We start from the raw sequence: 14,403 nt of genomic DNA on the forward strand, positions 1-14,403 counted from the left end.
TTTAACAAGCTCTTTTAAGGTGATAAATAGAAAAAATCACAGTTCGAAATTATCTCGAAAAAGCTTACGTATCGTATAATGGGTAAAAAGGATACCTTATTATGGAATTTTATCCCCTAATAATAGTATGATTATTCTGTGAAATAAAAAGGAGTGATACCAATGCGTACACAAGAACAAATCGCAAACTTATTTTGAAATTTTTCAATAAAGGAATGTAAAGGGTCAAGTGACTTATATGAATACTTATCAATAAAAATTGCTGAAGATGAGGAAGTACTAACACTATCTTCCTATGCTCAAGCAGGTCAACCAGTCCCAAACTTACTATTAGGAGCCGTACATTATTTATTACTAACAGGGAAAGAACATCATGTAAAAACGTATTATAGTAGCTTAGTTGAAAATGCTAATACGGATTTAGATCAAGCTTTTGATCATTTTAAAGATTTCTGTAAAACGTACCGAGAAGAAATCATTACTTTGTTACAAACAAAACTTGTTCAAACGAATGAAGTAAGGCGATGTGCGTACTTATACCCAAGTTTCTGTTACATATTTAATAAAGTGAAAAAGCCATTAGCGTTAATTGAAATTGGGACAAGTTCTGGATTACAACTGTTCTGGGACCAATATAGCTATTCGTACGGAACAGATGAAACATACGGAAATATAAATTCAAATGTACATGTAACTTCTGAAATAAGAGGGGAAAATGCGCCTCATTTTCTAAAAGACAGTCCAACTGTCGTTGAAAGAATCGGACTAGACTTACATGTAAATGATTTACATAGTGATGAAGATTATTTATGGCTACGTGCACTCATTTGGCCAGAACATAAAGAAAGACTTGAAATGTTTGACCAAGCAGCATCTTTAGTGAAAAATGAATCTGTCCAATTGATAGAAGGAGACGGTGTGGAGCTATTGCCATCTATTATTGAACAAATAAGTGATGATGCTGTAATCTGTATTTTCCATACACACGTCGCAAATCAAATACCTGAACAAGTAAAACATAAATTAGAAAAACAAGTGCAAGAAATCGGCGCAAAACGTGATGTATTCCACCTTTATAACAACATGTGGGATCGTGACCTTCATATTGATTATTATATTAACGGTAACGAATATCGTGAAACGGTTGGGGAAACAGAAGGGCATGGGAGATGGTTTAGTTGGAAGCTTGGGAAGGAAACGTTTTGTTAAAGTGATTTTTTTTGTCTTCTTATCTCAAATATTCTCTTATATTCTTCTTCCTCAGAATAATCCTCAAATTCATCTTCATTTAATGGGTATCTTTTTTGAGGTTTATTAAATAAACACCATTTTGATTCGATATTAATATATAATTGTCCGTCATACTCAACAGGGTCGTGAAAGTTTGTGAAATGAATCTTTATAGCGCCTGGAGAAATTCCAAATTGTAATCCATCAACTTGTGATCCGATGAAGAGATTTTTTAACGCTTTTTCAGCGTGACATTTATCCTCTTTATTCATTTTTGAAATTCACCTCTTTTTTTAATATATATTATATTCTTATTGTAATAAATAAATTTTTATGTAAAATGAACTTTTTGCAGAAAACGGGCGAATATAGTGTGAAAGGTTATGAGAGGAGAATGTAATTTTGGATGAAGTACAATTAAGAGAATGGCTGTATAAATGGTAGTATGTTCTCTAAAAAAGAGCTTGAGAAAGTTTTACTTTCGATGATTGAATAGGACGTAATATGTAAAGAGATGCTACTTTTAGTTTAAGAGTAGCATTTCTTATTTTGTTAAATATATGTACTAAAAATCTCCCCAGGCAATCCATCAATCTCACAAACTTTCTCAGATGTAAAACCGACATTTAGTAAAATTTTTCGAGAGGGGATGTTATTTGGATCGATAATTGCTTTTAGAACGATTACATCTGTCTGTTCCGCAATATGCATTAATTCTTTTGCGATTGGACTACCATATCTTTTTCCCCAGTGCTCTGGCAAAATCATATATCCAATTTCAGCTTCTTTAACATTATCCTCGTTTACCGTAACATGTCCAAGACCAATATATTCATTTGTAATAGAATCATATACTTTATAAGAGCCGAATAGTTGATGGTTTTCATTGCACTTTAACAGCTTTGTAAAGTCATTTTTTGCTTCATCTAACGGAATAGCGCGTTCGGTAATTTGCGCCATTACTTCTTCATTTGAAACGAGCTGGAAATATAAATTGAAATCTGTTGGTTCAAATTTATTAAAATATAGTTTCTTCATAATAACTCCTCCAAACTAATTTTTAATGTTCTTCAGAAAAGTTTAATGACACGTAAATCATAATTTCAATTATAAAAGATTATTAAAGGTAATTATTAATTTTTGGTTAGTAACGTACATACAATGTGTAATTAAGTGCGTGCACTATGGAGTGAATGCAGAAAAGGGTGAATGTAGCATATGAATCCATTTGAGCAAATGATGTACGTTGGTGTCATTATGTCTATTGTACTATCCGTAATGATTTTAGGATCTTTATATTATAATCCCCGTCTTTCTTTAACTGAATATCCGAAAGATATTCAAAAGGTAGTTTTTCCAAAATCGATTTATGAAAAGAAGCAAACAATCTACTTTAATATTGCATATAATGCTATTCTTTTCGGTACGCCTGTCGTTTCTACATATATACTACATAAACATGAAAAATTATTATATGTTGATGCCTATTTACATACTTTTGGTATTTTAATGATTTTCAATTTAGTAGATTTGTTTATAATTGATTGGCTAATCTTTTGCTGGATTACCCCGAGATTTGTTGTTATTCCTAGTACAGAAGGGATGAAGGGTTATAAAGATTATAAGTTTCATTTAAGAGGGGCTATAGTCGGAACAAAATTTTTAGCAATTGTAAGTTTATTTTTGGCGGGAATTGCGACAACTATTTAGTATGAAGAAGGGTATGAAGAGTTTATAAAAGATGAGGAGATTGATAATGTATAGAATTAGAATTGAGAATTTGATACTATTGAAGTAGGAAGTTTTAAAAACAGTATATTAAGCGGTATTAATATACTATTGCAAATGTTTTGATACACTGTGGAATTTCCTGATTTTATGGAAATATTTCATAGAATACAAAAAACGTAATGGAGGCTAATATGAAAAAAGTAATTGGCGCAGCAACAGCAACTGTTTTGGGATTGGGGGCTTTTACCACAACGGCTATCGCAGAAACGATCGTAACAGCAGATGTACTCAACGTACGTGAAAAACCGACTACGGAATCAAAAGTTGTCGAAAAAGTAAAGGAGGGACAAGAGTTAAAAGTAATAAATACCGAAGATGGCTGGTCAAAAATTGATTTAAACGGTAAAGAGGTGTTTGTAAGTTCAGAGTTTACAAAAGATGTGTATCATGTAACAGCGAATTTGTTAAATGTCCGTTCTGATTCAAATACAGAATCAGAAATCCTTGGCAGATTGAAAAAAGATGATGTCATTGAATCAACGCATCAAGTGAAAGACGGATGGCTGCAATTTGAGTATAAAGGAAAAACAGCCTATATAAATGTTTCTTTCCTATCAAGTACAGCACCAGTTGAAAAAAAAGCTGAAGAGAAAATGAAGCAAGTAGCGAAAGTACAAAAAACGATTAAAGCTAAAGAAGAAGTTAAAACACAAAAGATAGTAAAGCCTAAGGAAGAAGAGAAAGTACAAGAAGTAGTAAAGCCTAAGGAAGAAGAGAAAGTACAAGAAGTAGTAAAGCCTAAGGAAGAAGAGAAAGTACAAGAAGTAGTAAAGCCTAAGGAAGAAGTGAAAGTACAAGAAGTAGTAAAGCCTAAGGAAGAAGAGAAAGTACAAGAAGTAGTAAAGCCTAAGGAAGAAGTGAAAGTACAAGAAATAGCGAAGGCTAAAGAAGAAGAGAAAGCCCAAGAAATAGCGAAGGCTAAGGAAGAAGAGAAAGCCCAAGAAATAGCGAAGGCTAAGGAAGAAGAGAAAGCCCAAGAAATAGCGAAGGCTAAGGAAGAAGAGAAAGCCCAAGAAATAGCGAAGGCTAAAGAAGAAGAGAAAGCCCAAGAAATAGCGAAGGCTAAGGAAGAAGCAAAAGCCCAAGAAATAGCGAAGGCTAAAGAAGAAGAGAAAGCCCAAGAAATAGCGAAGGCTAAGGAAGAAGCAAAAGCCCAAGAAATAGCGAAGGCTAAAGAAGAAGAGAAAGCCCAAGAAATAGCGAAGGCTAAGGAAGAAGCAAAAGCCCAAGAGATAGCAAGGGCTAAGGAAGAGGCAAAAGCAAGAGAAATAGCCAAGGCTAAGGAAGAAGCGAAAGCAAGAGAAGTAGCAAAAGCAAAAGAAGAGTCTAAAAATAACACGCAGGCTGCTAAGCGTGAATTAACGGTAGTAGCGACTGCATATACTGCGGATCCAAGTGAAAATGGTACATATGGTGGACGCGTTTTAACTGCGATGGGGCATGATTTAACGGCTAATCCGAATATGAGAATTATCGCAGTAGATCCGAAAGTAATCCCATTAGGATCTAAAGTATGGGTAGAAGGTTATGGCGAAGCAATTGCTGGTGATACTGGAAGTGCTATTAAAGGAAATCGTATTGATGTTTTAATGGGTTCAAAAAGTAAAGCTATGAATTGGGGAAGACAAACTGTTAAAGTTAAAATTCTTTAATCGATATAGTTATCTAGATAGAAGTCAGTTCTCTTTATTGAGACTGGCTTTTATTTTTGTGAAAGTAAAATACAAAGTGCATAAAGAAAATAAGACTAACAGATTATGTTAGTCTTGTTTTTTGATTGCAACATCAGTAAGAATCGCATCAAATATATCTTTTTGCGTGAAGTTATCTGTAAAAATAGTTTCTCTAGTAACTTCAATTGTATCGTGCGGATTATACCATTTTTGTAGGGAATCCTCACCAAATTCATGCCGTTTGTCCCTTGTAGTATGTCGTCGAATCGTTTCTTTTAACGATAAATCAAAGTAATATGTATAGACGTTTCCTTCAAAAAAATGTATTAATTCTTTCAACATTTCACCGTATCTACGACTGTTTAAAATGCCTTCTAAAATAACAAATTCACATTTTCCTTTTCCGTATTTTGTAATTTCAAATAGTAAATCATGTGATAAATTACCCATCGTATCATGTACCCTAAGCATATCTCTACGTACAACATCTTGTGATACGAAAAGTGTACCTTTTCCGAAATGTTCTTGTAGTTGCTTTGCGATTGTTGTTTTACCACTTGCGGAGTTTCCTCTAAGAATGATTAATGTTGATTTAAGGATAGGATTAGACATAATGTATTCCCCCAGCACGAATGATTATATAGAAAATTTTAACAAATAAACCGTGAAAAGTGTATAATTAATAGGATGGAAGTAAAAAGGTGGGAGCTAGATGGAACATAAATTAAATAAGGCGCAGCCGATTTTGAAACGGACATGGTTTCGCTATCTAGGGGCATTTATTATTGTTCAATTGTTGTTTATTATTTGTGAGGTTACTGGATGGGCACCAAATTTTAAACCAAGTGGGGAATTTTTAAGTAGAATTTTACATTCCAAATTTTTTACGGAATGGTTCACTCCATATGAAATCCCTCATTTTAATTTGTTTACTGCTCTTTTTATGATTACATTGTTACCATACATACTAATAGGTGCAATGAAAGATTTTAAAAAAAGAAAAAATATAAATAATTAAAAAGAGGTACTATATGCTATTTCAAAAAGATAATATATCGATTAGATACGTAATAGAAGAGGATGCACCAATCATTTCAAAATGGTTAACAGACCCAAAAGTTCTACAGTATTACGAAGGGCGAGATAATCCGCAATCTGTAGAAATGGTACTGGATCATTTTATACATAATCCAAATAGTCATGAAAAAAGATGCTTAATAGAGTTTGATGATATGCCAATCGGTTATATTCAAATGTATCCAGTTGATTCTGAGTGGAAAACATTATATGGCTATGAAGAATCACAAAATGTATGGGGAATGGATCAATTTATCGGAGAACCGAATTATTGGGGAAAAGGAATTGGAACGAAACTCGTTCAGGCAGCAATTACTTATATTATGGAGAGCACGGGAGCAGAAGCAATCGCGATGGATCCGAAAGTAAATAATGGACGTGCGATAAAATGTTATGAAAAATGCGGCTTTAAAAAAGTGAAGATATTAAAGGAACATGAGCTGCATGAGGGGGAATTAGAAGATTGTTGGATGATAGAATACAAACAAAGGGAGCTGCGCGAAATGAAAAAAGCTTTAATAGTAATTGATGTGCAAGCAGGTATGTATACAGCAGGAATGCCAGTACATAATGGGGAAAAGTTTTTAGAAATATTGCAAGAGCTTATTGGGGAATGTCGTTCAAATGATATTCCAGTTATTTTTGTACAGCATAACGGGCCAAAAGATCATCCGTTAGAAAAAGGTACAGCTGGTTGGAAAGTGCATGAGGTAATTGCCCCGCAAGAAGGGGACAGTATCATTGAAAAGACGACGCCAGATTCATTCTATAAGACGAACTTAAATGAAGTATTACAAGAAAAAGGCATTGAACACGTTATTATTTCAGGAATGCAAACAGAGTACTGTGTGGATACGACAACGCGAAGAGCGTTTAGTGAAGGGTATAAAGTAACGTTAGTGAGTGATGCACATAGTACGTTTCATACAGACGTGTTACGTGCGGAAGACATTGTAAAGCATCATAATGTAGTGTTTGGAGCGTTTGCTAATGTTGTTGCGTTAAAAGATTTGAAAGTGACTGCCTCTAAATAAGAGGCAGTTTTTTATTATAAGAACGATATCTTGAAAACATCGTTCTTATAATTTCACGTACCATAATGAATACATAAAAAAGGAGCACCACATAATTAAAAAGGGCGCTCCTGCATCAAAATGTCATTTCTTCTTCTTATTCTTATCTTTATCCAATATATTCTGCTCTTCAGCAAATTCCGTACCATATGCAAAGCGGCGATTAATATGAATGTTATCATTTTGGTGCCTTGTGTGTGAGTTAGAAAAGCGATGAACGATTACTTCAGATAATGTAAAGACAGTAGCGGAAAGGAAACTACCCCATGCAATTTGCATGTAATTGTCTAATAAAATATTACCGAAAATCCATACGCTTAAATACGTTAGTAAGAAATCCGACATAATGGCACCGGTATTGCCTATTCGGTTTAATATGATTTTATCGACGAACATATAGGATACGATTGTAACAAAGAGACTAAATGAAATAATTTGGACGAACGTTGCAGGGAAAAATAAAGCGAGTCCAATACTAAATGCGATAATGCACGATATAAACTTAATAAGAACTACAGTAAAACCATTCAATATTTACACCTCCGATTTATACATAGTTTTACAATAAATTTAGGAGTTCATACATTGTAACAAATATATTTACATAAAACTTTTTCACGTTCGAATTTTGTCTAAATATTAAAAAAACAAAGAAAAAATGTTATAGTAAAATGAGAGTATATGACATTTTTAGGTAAGGGGGAATCCATGATGTGGATTACTTCAGAAGTAGAAATTCCAGAGGAGTTAATTGATCATCTTGAACAAGGAAAGTTAGTACTATTTGTTGGAGCGGGAGTTTCTATGAAAGGGAAATCAAACTTACCGAATTTTGATGATCTAGTTGATGAGATTGCGAAAACGTTATATGTAGAAACGCGTGAAATAACAGAACCTCATGATTATTATCTTGGTAAAATTGCGAAAACAAAAGATATACATCAAGTTGCAAGAGATTTAGTTCATATTGAAAAATCAAAGCCGAATCCGCTTCATTATGCGATTCCGAGATTGTTTCCTTTAGATACGGAAGTCCGCATTGTAACGACAAATTTTGATCGGCATTTTACAACTGCGATGAAAGAAATGAATAGAGAATTTAACGTATATTACGCACCTGCGTTACCTACAGGTAGAGCGTTTAAAGGACTCGCTTACATACATGGCAATATAGAACAAGAGAAAGAAGCATTAATATTAACAGATGGTGATTTTGGAAGGGCTTACTTGACGGAAGGATGGGCAAGAAGATTTTTAGTTGATTTATTCTCGAATTATACCGTTTTATTCGTTGGATATAGCCATAATGACCCAGTAATGAAATATTTAGCAACTGGTTTACCACCAAGTACAAGGCGTTATGCATTTGTTGCGCAAGGGGAAAATACGTACCATTGGGAGCATTTAGGAATACGGCCGATTGTATACCCGAATAAAGGTAATAATCATCAATCTCTTGTTAAAGCAGTGAAGCGATGGGCGGAATTAATGGGAGATAATTATATTACAAAACGAATGCGGATTCGTGACATAGTAACAGTTCCACCGTCAGTAGAGCAGGAACAATTATCATACATAAAACAATCCATAAAAAAAATTGAAACAGTCCGCTACTTTGTTGAATTTGCTCATGATTATGAATGGGTGGAATGGCTTGAAGCAGAAGGGAAATTACAAAATTTATTTTTAGTTACATCAAACGATAATGAGGTAGATGAATTACTTGCAGAATGGTTGGTGGAACAATTTCTTTTTAGTCATCAAAAAGAATTATTTCAATTAATTTTTAAAAATCATTCTAAACTATCACCGTTATTATGGAGAACAATTTGTAGCTACTTAAACGAAACGAAAATTAAAATGGACCCGTTGTTGTTTGCAAGATGGACACTTCTTTTACTAGAAACAGCTGAAAAAGATAGTAAATCAATTGAAAAAATTTCTTACTTACTTCAAAAATGTTCTTTTCCTGAGCATAAAGAGATTGCTTTATTATTACTAACGTTTATTTTGGATGGAAAGCTTAAGTTAAAGCGGGAGAGAAAATGGGGAAATGATACACAAGAATCAATAGAACTTGAGGAATCGAGTCGTTTACCAGTGTCTACATTTTCTTATGTGGAGCAAATTTGGAATGAGAAGATGAAACCTCATATTTCCTATTACGCCGTACCAATTATGACGATGGGAATAGAGAAGATGCGAATGTTATCACTACGACAAACGGCACTGAAAAAAAAGGATAAGGAAAATGTTGAAAAAGAGTTTCAGCAAAATGATCTTGCATTTTTAATTCAAATTGTAAAAGAGTGTTTAGCCTATTTGTGTGAAAATAATGAAAAAAAAGCAAATTATTATATTACAGAAATGATAGAAGCAAACAGCATGCTTCAGAACCGAATTGCAATTGATGCGATGAATAAAAATATATTCGTTAGTGCCGATGCCAAAATGAAATGGTTGTTACAGGAAGGACTTCTTTTAGATGTCACGTATAAACACGAAGTTTTTCAACTTATAAAAAATTATTTCGCACTCTCTTTAGAAAAAACAAAGGAAGAGGTTATTCAAATTGTATTGAAGGACCTTGCAGAGGAGAGAGCATTTGATGCTTGTTTAGTTTTAGATTTATTATTCACTTGTGATTCGAATAGTCCATCTACAGCAAAAGGTTATGAGTTAATGCAGCAAAAACATCCTCACTTTCATTCTGATCGATATAGTGTACAAAAGAAAGAGACGGTAGATCAAAGTATTACTTGTAATGTAACTGCTGATGGATTATTGCAGTTGAAAGACGATGAAATTATGAAGCAAGTTCGTCAATTTTCTCAAGATGGTGTTTTTGAACAACGCCATTTTTTAGAGATGTTATCGAAAGCATGTAAGTTGAATACAGAATGGAGTATTTCATTTGCCTATCAATTAGTTGGTATGCACGAAATAAGTAATGAAGTATGGTTTGTTTGTATTAGAGAGTGGCGAAATAACCGAGGATTGACAAATGAACAAATCCAAAAAGTAATTCCGCTATTACAGAAATTTGTTAGAAATACTGCTTTTCATTGGTTAATTAGTAGCTTTCTATATGAAATTAGTAATCGATTAGAAGAGTTAGAGGAAACTAGTATACGCAGTGTGAAACGTTTTGCTTTTTCGGTATTCCCTCAAGTAATGAAAAGTGATACAGATTTTAAGCTTGGAAAACAAGACTTTTACAATGAATCCATCCAGCATCCTGTTGGGAAAATGACAGCTGTATTATTAAAATTGTTATCATATGATCATTTATACGATCGTAATGTATATGAATATTTATTTTTATTTGAAGAACAAGTAAGAGTTAGTAAAGAACGGACAAATTTTATGTTAGCTCGTTTAGTAGCAGATATTACATTTCTTTATCATATTGAGAAGCAATGGTGCCGAAAATATTTGTTACCGTGCTTAGATTTAAAGAAAGAAAATGAGATTACGAAATATGCATGGGCAGGCTTATGTTACACGCAAATCAATTTACCTTTATTTACAGAAATGAAACGATTTATTAAGTATGCAGTAGAACATTTGGAAGTATTACATCCGCATACGAGGGAATCTTTCTTGAAATGGCTCAGTTTTGTATTTATTAAATGTGTACTGTATTGGGAGCAAAAAACAGATTGGTTATACCCGTTACTTATACAAGAAAATGAAGAAAATAAAATTAAATTTATGCAGTTTTTATGCTATTACGTAAAAACGCTAAGTGCAAAAGAACAACAAAAATTTTGGGCATCTTGGCTCAGTGTATTTTTGCGGGAGCGACCGAAAATGGGTGAAATCACAGCTAGAGAATATGTAATGCTTTTGCGTATTATTTTATTTATGGATGAAATAGTAGAAAGAGGATTATCTATAATAAAAACATTTTCAGATGTGCTTGGAAAAGGGAATCAAACGGAGTTAAAACAGTTGTTTAATGAAATACTTGAAAAGACAGAGAGTATAAAAATGTATAAAGAATTGTATGCAAATGTATTTTTCACTTTACTACAAACGCTTCAGGAAGCTGATTTACTTGAAACTGAAATTATTCAAATAAAAGAAATATTAATCCAGTATGGAGTAGAAAAATATGTATTAAATGCAATAGATAATGAGATAATTCGCATCGGAATTGTTATGGAGAATTTACAAGAAGAAATGTAGGACGGAAGTGGAATTTTAAAAAAAATATAAAAAGTTGTTGACAGTGTTTTGAAAAGCGTTCTATAATACGAATCATACTTATTCAATTTCAAAAACATTTGAATAAACAAAGTGCAATGAAGAGATCACAGTAGTGGTTAGTCTTACTGTAACAGAGAGCTGGTGGTTGGTGTGAACCAGTACAGGGATAATCATGAATTACAGTCTTGGAGCATCTTTTTCGTAGTAAAGATAGTATTGTCTTTATGAAGAAAAAGCGGTCAATTGATCGTTAACAGTGAAGAGAGGTAGACGGAAAGTTAGTCTACAACTAGGGTGGTACCGCGATAAATATCGTCCCTACTGATTTATTCAGTAGGGACTTTTTGTATTTTAGTGGTCCAACTTGAAAATTAAATATATATGCGTTGAAAGGAAAAGCAGTAGTTGTTGTTTCCCTGTAACAGAGAGCTGGTGGTTGGTGTGAACCAGTACAAAAACAAGAGCGAATTACAGTCCTAGAGCATCTTTTTCGTAATAAAGATAGTATTGTCTTTATGAAGGGAAAGACGGTCAGATGATCGTTAACAATGAAGAGAGGTAGACGAAAGAAGTCTACAACTAGGGTGGTACCGCGATAAATATCGTCCCTACTGATTGGATCAGTAGGGATTTTTTGTACAAAAAAGTGGGTTTTTATCTAGTCGATAGTGTCCTTATAGTAAATATTCGTTTAAAATAAGAAGAGGTATCGATTCCACTTAAAATTTGTATAATTTATCAGTTCAGAAAATAGAGAATTTTTCATTCTCTTACTATACTTTTAAAACATTAGAGGAGGATTTCCAAATGGCAAATCATGAATTAGATCAATTACGTAAACAGGTAGATGAAATTAACTTACAACTATTACACCTTTTAAACAAACGTGGTGAAATCGTTCAAAAAATTGGGGAACAGAAGCAAGTACAAGGTACGAAACGTTTTGATCCAGTACGTGAGCGTGAAGTACTTGACATGATCGCAGAGCATAACGAAGGACCATTCGAAACGTCAACAGTTCAACACATTTTCAAAACAATCTTCAAAGCTAGCTTAGAATTACAAGAAGATGATAACCGTAAAGCATTACTAGTATCACGTAAAAAGAAACAAGAAAACACAATCGTTAATGTAAAAGGTGAATTGATTGGAAATGGAACACAAACGTTCATCATGGGACCTTGTGCGGTAGAAAGCTTAGAGCAAGTTCGCCAAGTAGGGCAAGCGATGAAAGACCAAGGTCTAAAATTAATGCGCGGTGGTGCTTTCAAACCGAGAACATCTCCATACGATTTCCAAGGTTTAGGAGTAGAAGGATTACAAATTTTACGCCAAGTAGCAGATGAGTTCGACTTAGCGATCATTAGTGAAATCTTAAATCCGAACGATGTTGAAATGGCGCTAGACTACGTTGATGTCATTCAAGTTGGCGCACGTAACATGCAAAACTTCGATTTATTACGAGCTGTAGGTAAAGTTAACAAGCCAGTATTACTAAAACGTGGATTAGCAGCAACAATTGATGAGTTCATTAACGCAGCTGAGTACATCATTGCACAAGGTAACGACCAAATTATTCTATGTGAGCGTGGTATCCGCACATACGAAAGAGCGACACGTAACACATTAGACATTTCAGCAGTACCGATTTTAAAGAAAGAAACACATTTACCAGTAATCGTTGACGTAACGCATTCAACTGGACGCAGAGATTTATTATTACCAACAGCGAAAGCAGCACTTGCAATTGGCGCAGATGCAGTAATGGCTGAAGTACACCCAGACCCAGCGGTTGCATTATCAGATTCTGCACAACAAATGGATATTCCAGAATTCCATAGATTCATGGATGAGTTAAAAGGTTTCAAAAATAAATTATCTTAATTCCATATCATATATGCGCTGAAGAGGAAACAGTAGTGCTTATCTCACTGTTAAAGAGAGCTGATGGTCGGTGTGAATCAGTACAAAGATAAGCATGAATTACAGCCTTGGAGCATCTTTTCCGCCAACTTTTGGAGGGAAAGACGGTCAAACGATCGTTACAGAAGAAGAGAGGTAGACGATAGTTGTCTACAACTAGGGTGGTACCGCGATAAACATCGTCCCTACTGAGCGCTCAGTAGGGACTTTTTTGTACAAAAAAATAGTAAAGGGGCAAGAGAAATGAGATACATTACAGCTGGAGAATCACATGGACCGCAGTTAACAGTTATTTTAGAAGGTGTACCAGCAGGTTTAACATTAACAGCGGAACATATTAATAAAGAATTATTAAGAAGACAAAAAGGGCACGGACGCGGAAGACGCATGCAAATAGAAACTGATACAGTTGAAATTGTAAGTGGTGTTCGTCATGGGATGACACTTGGCTCACCAATAACGTTAATCGTTAAAAATGATGATTTCAAACATTGGACGAAAGTAATGGGTGCAGAGCCAATTTCGGAAAAAGAAAGTAAAGATATGAAACGTACAATTACAAAACCACGTCCAGGACATGCGGATTTAAACGGCGCAATTAAATATGGACATCGTGATATAAGAAACGTACTAGAGCGCTCATCTGCAAGAGAAACAACAGTTCGTGTAGCTGCTGGTGCAGTTGCGAAACAAATTTTGAAAGAATTAGGCGTAGAAATTGCAGGGCATGTTCTTGAAATTGGTGGGGTACAAGCGAAACGAATTTCAAACTTACCAATAGAAGAAATTCAAACGATTACTGAAAATTCACCAGTTCGATGTTTAGATAAAGAAGTAGAACAAGAGATGATGGATGCGATAGATAACGCTAAAAGTAGTGGGGATTCAATCGGCGGTATTGTTGAAGTCATTGCAGAAGGTATGCCAATTGGCGTTGGTAGTTACGTTCATTACGATCGTAAATTAGATGCAAAACTTGCTGGTGCAATTATGAGTATTAATGCATTTAAAGGTGCTGAAATTGGCGTTGGTTTTGAAGCAGCAAGACAGCCAGGAAGTAAAGTGCACGATGAAATATTATGGGATGAAGAAAATGGATACACGAGAAAAACGAATAATGCCGGTGGTTTAGAAGGCGGTATGACAACAGGAATGCCAATTGTCGTAAGAGGTGTTATGAAGCCAATACCTACATTATATAAACCGTTAGCAAGTGTTGACATTGATACGAAAGAAGCATTCCAAGCGAGTATTGAAAGATCTGATAGTTGTGCAGTACCAGCAGCAGGTGTAGTAGCTGAATCTGTTGTAGCATGGGAACTTGCACATGCACTAGTCGAACAATTCGGAAAAGATCGTATGGATTTAATTCAGCAAAACATTACGCAACATAACAAATACGCAAAAGAATTTTAATAAAAAGG

11 protein-coding genes, 2 pseudogenes and 3 other annotated features are annotated in these 14,403 nt (G+C 34.3%); of the genes and pseudogenes, 9 read left to right on the top strand and 4 right to left on the bottom strand.

Going from position 1 to position 14,403, the window contains the following annotated elements:
* Nucleotides 1-207: 207 nt before the first annotated feature.
* A complete protein-coding gene (locus ILT06_RS16685) occupies nucleotides 208-1,209 on the top strand; it encodes a DUF2332 domain-containing protein (protein WP_240368884.1) in 1,002 nt (333 codons plus the stop codon).
* Nucleotides 1,210-1,217: 8 nt separating this feature from the next.
* On the opposite strand, the pseudogene ILT06_RS16690 reads toward ILT06_RS16685, so the two are convergent.
* Together ILT06_RS16690 and ILT06_RS16695 are read right to left on the bottom strand one after the other, a co-directional pair.
* Nucleotides 1,218-1,502, bottom strand: a pseudogene (locus ILT06_RS16690) (hypothetical protein); the annotation flags it as partial.
* A gap of 280 nt (nucleotides 1,503-1,782) precedes the next feature.
* Nucleotides 1,783-2,268 carry a GNAT family N-acetyltransferase gene (locus tag ILT06_RS16695; RefSeq protein ID WP_064475615.1) on the bottom strand — a complete coding sequence of 162 codons (486 nt, stop codon included), beginning with the start codon at nucleotides 2,266-2,268 and terminating at the stop codon, nucleotides 1,783-1,785.
* Between the two features lie 180 nt (nucleotides 2,269-2,448).
* On the opposite strand from ILT06_RS16695, the gene ILT06_RS16700 reads away from it, so the two are divergent.
* Entirely contained in the window at nucleotides 2,449-2,940 is a 492-nt protein-coding gene (locus ILT06_RS16700) for a hypothetical protein (RefSeq protein WP_001067769.1), read from the top strand.
* Between the two features lie 212 nt (nucleotides 2,941-3,152).
* Nucleotides 3,153-4,673: a cell wall-binding protein EntB gene (gene entB / locus ILT06_RS16705; RefSeq protein ID WP_222655305.1), complete on the top strand. Its 1,521-nt coding sequence runs from the start codon at nucleotides 3,153-3,155 to the stop codon at nucleotides 4,671-4,673.
* A gap of 108 nt (nucleotides 4,674-4,781) precedes the next feature.
* On the opposite strand, the gene ILT06_RS16710 is transcribed toward entB, so the two are convergent.
* Nucleotides 4,782-5,306 carry a kinase gene (locus tag ILT06_RS16710; protein ID WP_064475613.1) on the bottom strand — a complete coding sequence of 175 codons (525 nt, stop codon included), beginning with the start codon at nucleotides 5,304-5,306 and terminating at the stop codon, nucleotides 4,782-4,784.
* Between the two features lie 100 nt (nucleotides 5,307-5,406).
* On the opposite strand from ILT06_RS16710, the gene ILT06_RS16715 reads away from it, so the two are divergent.
* The 3 genes and pseudogenes from ILT06_RS16715 (at nucleotide 5,407) to ILT06_RS32540 (ending at nucleotide 6,805) form a co-directional block, all read left to right on the top strand.
* Nucleotides 5,407-5,712, top strand: coding sequence for a YfzA family protein (locus ILT06_RS16715; protein ID WP_064475612.1), 306 nt, complete (start codon nucleotides 5,407-5,409; stop codon nucleotides 5,710-5,712).
* A gap of 13 nt (nucleotides 5,713-5,725) precedes the next feature.
* Nucleotides 5,726-6,259: pseudogene (locus tag ILT06_RS32535) on the top strand (GNAT family N-acetyltransferase); the annotation flags it as partial.
* Nucleotides 6,260-6,274: 15 nt separating this feature from the next.
* On the top strand, nucleotides 6,275-6,805 hold the full coding sequence (locus ILT06_RS32540) for a cysteine hydrolase family protein (protein WP_064475973.1): 531 nt from the start codon (nucleotides 6,275-6,277) through the stop codon (nucleotides 6,803-6,805).
* A 123-nt stretch (nucleotides 6,806-6,928) separates the two neighbouring features.
* Here ILT06_RS32540 and ILT06_RS16725 read toward each other — a convergent pair whose 3' ends face one another.
* Nucleotides 6,929-7,375, bottom strand: a complete 447-nt coding sequence (locus ILT06_RS16725; protein WP_064475611.1) for a YndM family protein — start codon at nucleotides 7,373-7,375, stop codon at nucleotides 6,929-6,931.
* Between the two features lie 180 nt (nucleotides 7,376-7,555).
* Between ILT06_RS16725 and ILT06_RS16730 the strand changes: the two genes are divergently transcribed.
* The 3 genes from ILT06_RS16730 (at nucleotide 7,556) to aroC (ending at nucleotide 14,395) form a co-directional block, all read left to right on the top strand.
* A complete protein-coding gene (locus ILT06_RS16730) occupies nucleotides 7,556-11,035 on the top strand; it encodes a DUF4020 domain-containing protein (protein ID WP_181004175.1) in 3,480 nt (1,159 codons plus the stop codon).
* A gap of 107 nt (nucleotides 11,036-11,142) precedes the next feature.
* Nucleotides 11,143-11,379 (top strand) — a binding site (T-box leader).
* 54 nt (nucleotides 11,380-11,433) lie between these two features.
* Nucleotides 11,434-11,669 (top strand) — a binding site (T-box leader).
* Between the two features lie 194 nt (nucleotides 11,670-11,863).
* Entirely contained in the window at nucleotides 11,864-12,940 is a 1,077-nt protein-coding gene (locus ILT06_RS16735; protein ID WP_001273578.1) for a bifunctional 3-deoxy-7-phosphoheptulonate synthase/chorismate mutase, read from the top strand.
* A 9-nt stretch (nucleotides 12,941-12,949) separates the two neighbouring features.
* Nucleotides 12,950-13,169, top strand: a binding site (T-box leader).
* A gap of 53 nt (nucleotides 13,170-13,222) precedes the next feature.
* The gene (aroC, locus tag ILT06_RS16740; RefSeq protein ID WP_001269422.1) at nucleotides 13,223-14,395 is read left to right on the top strand and encodes a chorismate synthase; all 1,173 of its coding nucleotides are present in this window, start codon (nucleotides 13,223-13,225) and stop codon (nucleotides 14,393-14,395) included.
* Nucleotides 14,396-14,403: the final 8 nt, after the last annotated feature.

The organism is Bacillus sp. 17RED48 (assembly GCF_019837545.1).
Classification (GTDB): Bacteria; Bacillota; Bacilli; order Bacillales; family Bacillaceae_G; genus Bacillus_A; species Bacillus_A wiedmannii.

Coding starts and splice junctions, on each gene's coding strand:
- ILT06_RS16710 (WP_064475613.1), bottom strand. CDS start 5,306: ATGTCTAATCCTATCCTTAAATCAACATTAATCATTCTTAGAGGAAAC.
- ILT06_RS16715 (WP_064475612.1), top strand. CDS start 5,407: ATGGAACATAAATTAAATAAGGCGCAGCCGATTTTGAAACGGACATGG.
- aroC (WP_001269422.1), top strand. CDS start 13,223: ATGAGATACATTACAGCTGGAGAATCACATGGACCGCAGTTAACAGTT.
- ILT06_RS32540 (WP_064475973.1), top strand. CDS start 6,275: ATGAAAAAAGCTTTAATAGTAATTGATGTGCAAGCAGGTATGTATACA.
- ILT06_RS16730 (WP_181004175.1), top strand. CDS start 7,556: ATGTGGATTACTTCAGAAGTAGAAATTCCAGAGGAGTTAATTGATCAT.
- entB (WP_222655305.1), top strand. CDS start 3,153: ATGAAAAAAGTAATTGGCGCAGCAACAGCAACTGTTTTGGGATTGGGG.
- ILT06_RS16700 (WP_001067769.1), top strand. CDS start 2,449: ATGAATCCATTTGAGCAAATGATGTACGTTGGTGTCATTATGTCTATT.
- ILT06_RS16695 (WP_064475615.1), bottom strand. CDS start 2,268: ATGAAGAAACTATATTTTAATAAATTTGAACCAACAGATTTCAATTTA.
- ILT06_RS16735 (WP_001273578.1), top strand. CDS start 11,864: ATGGCAAATCATGAATTAGATCAATTACGTAAACAGGTAGATGAAATT.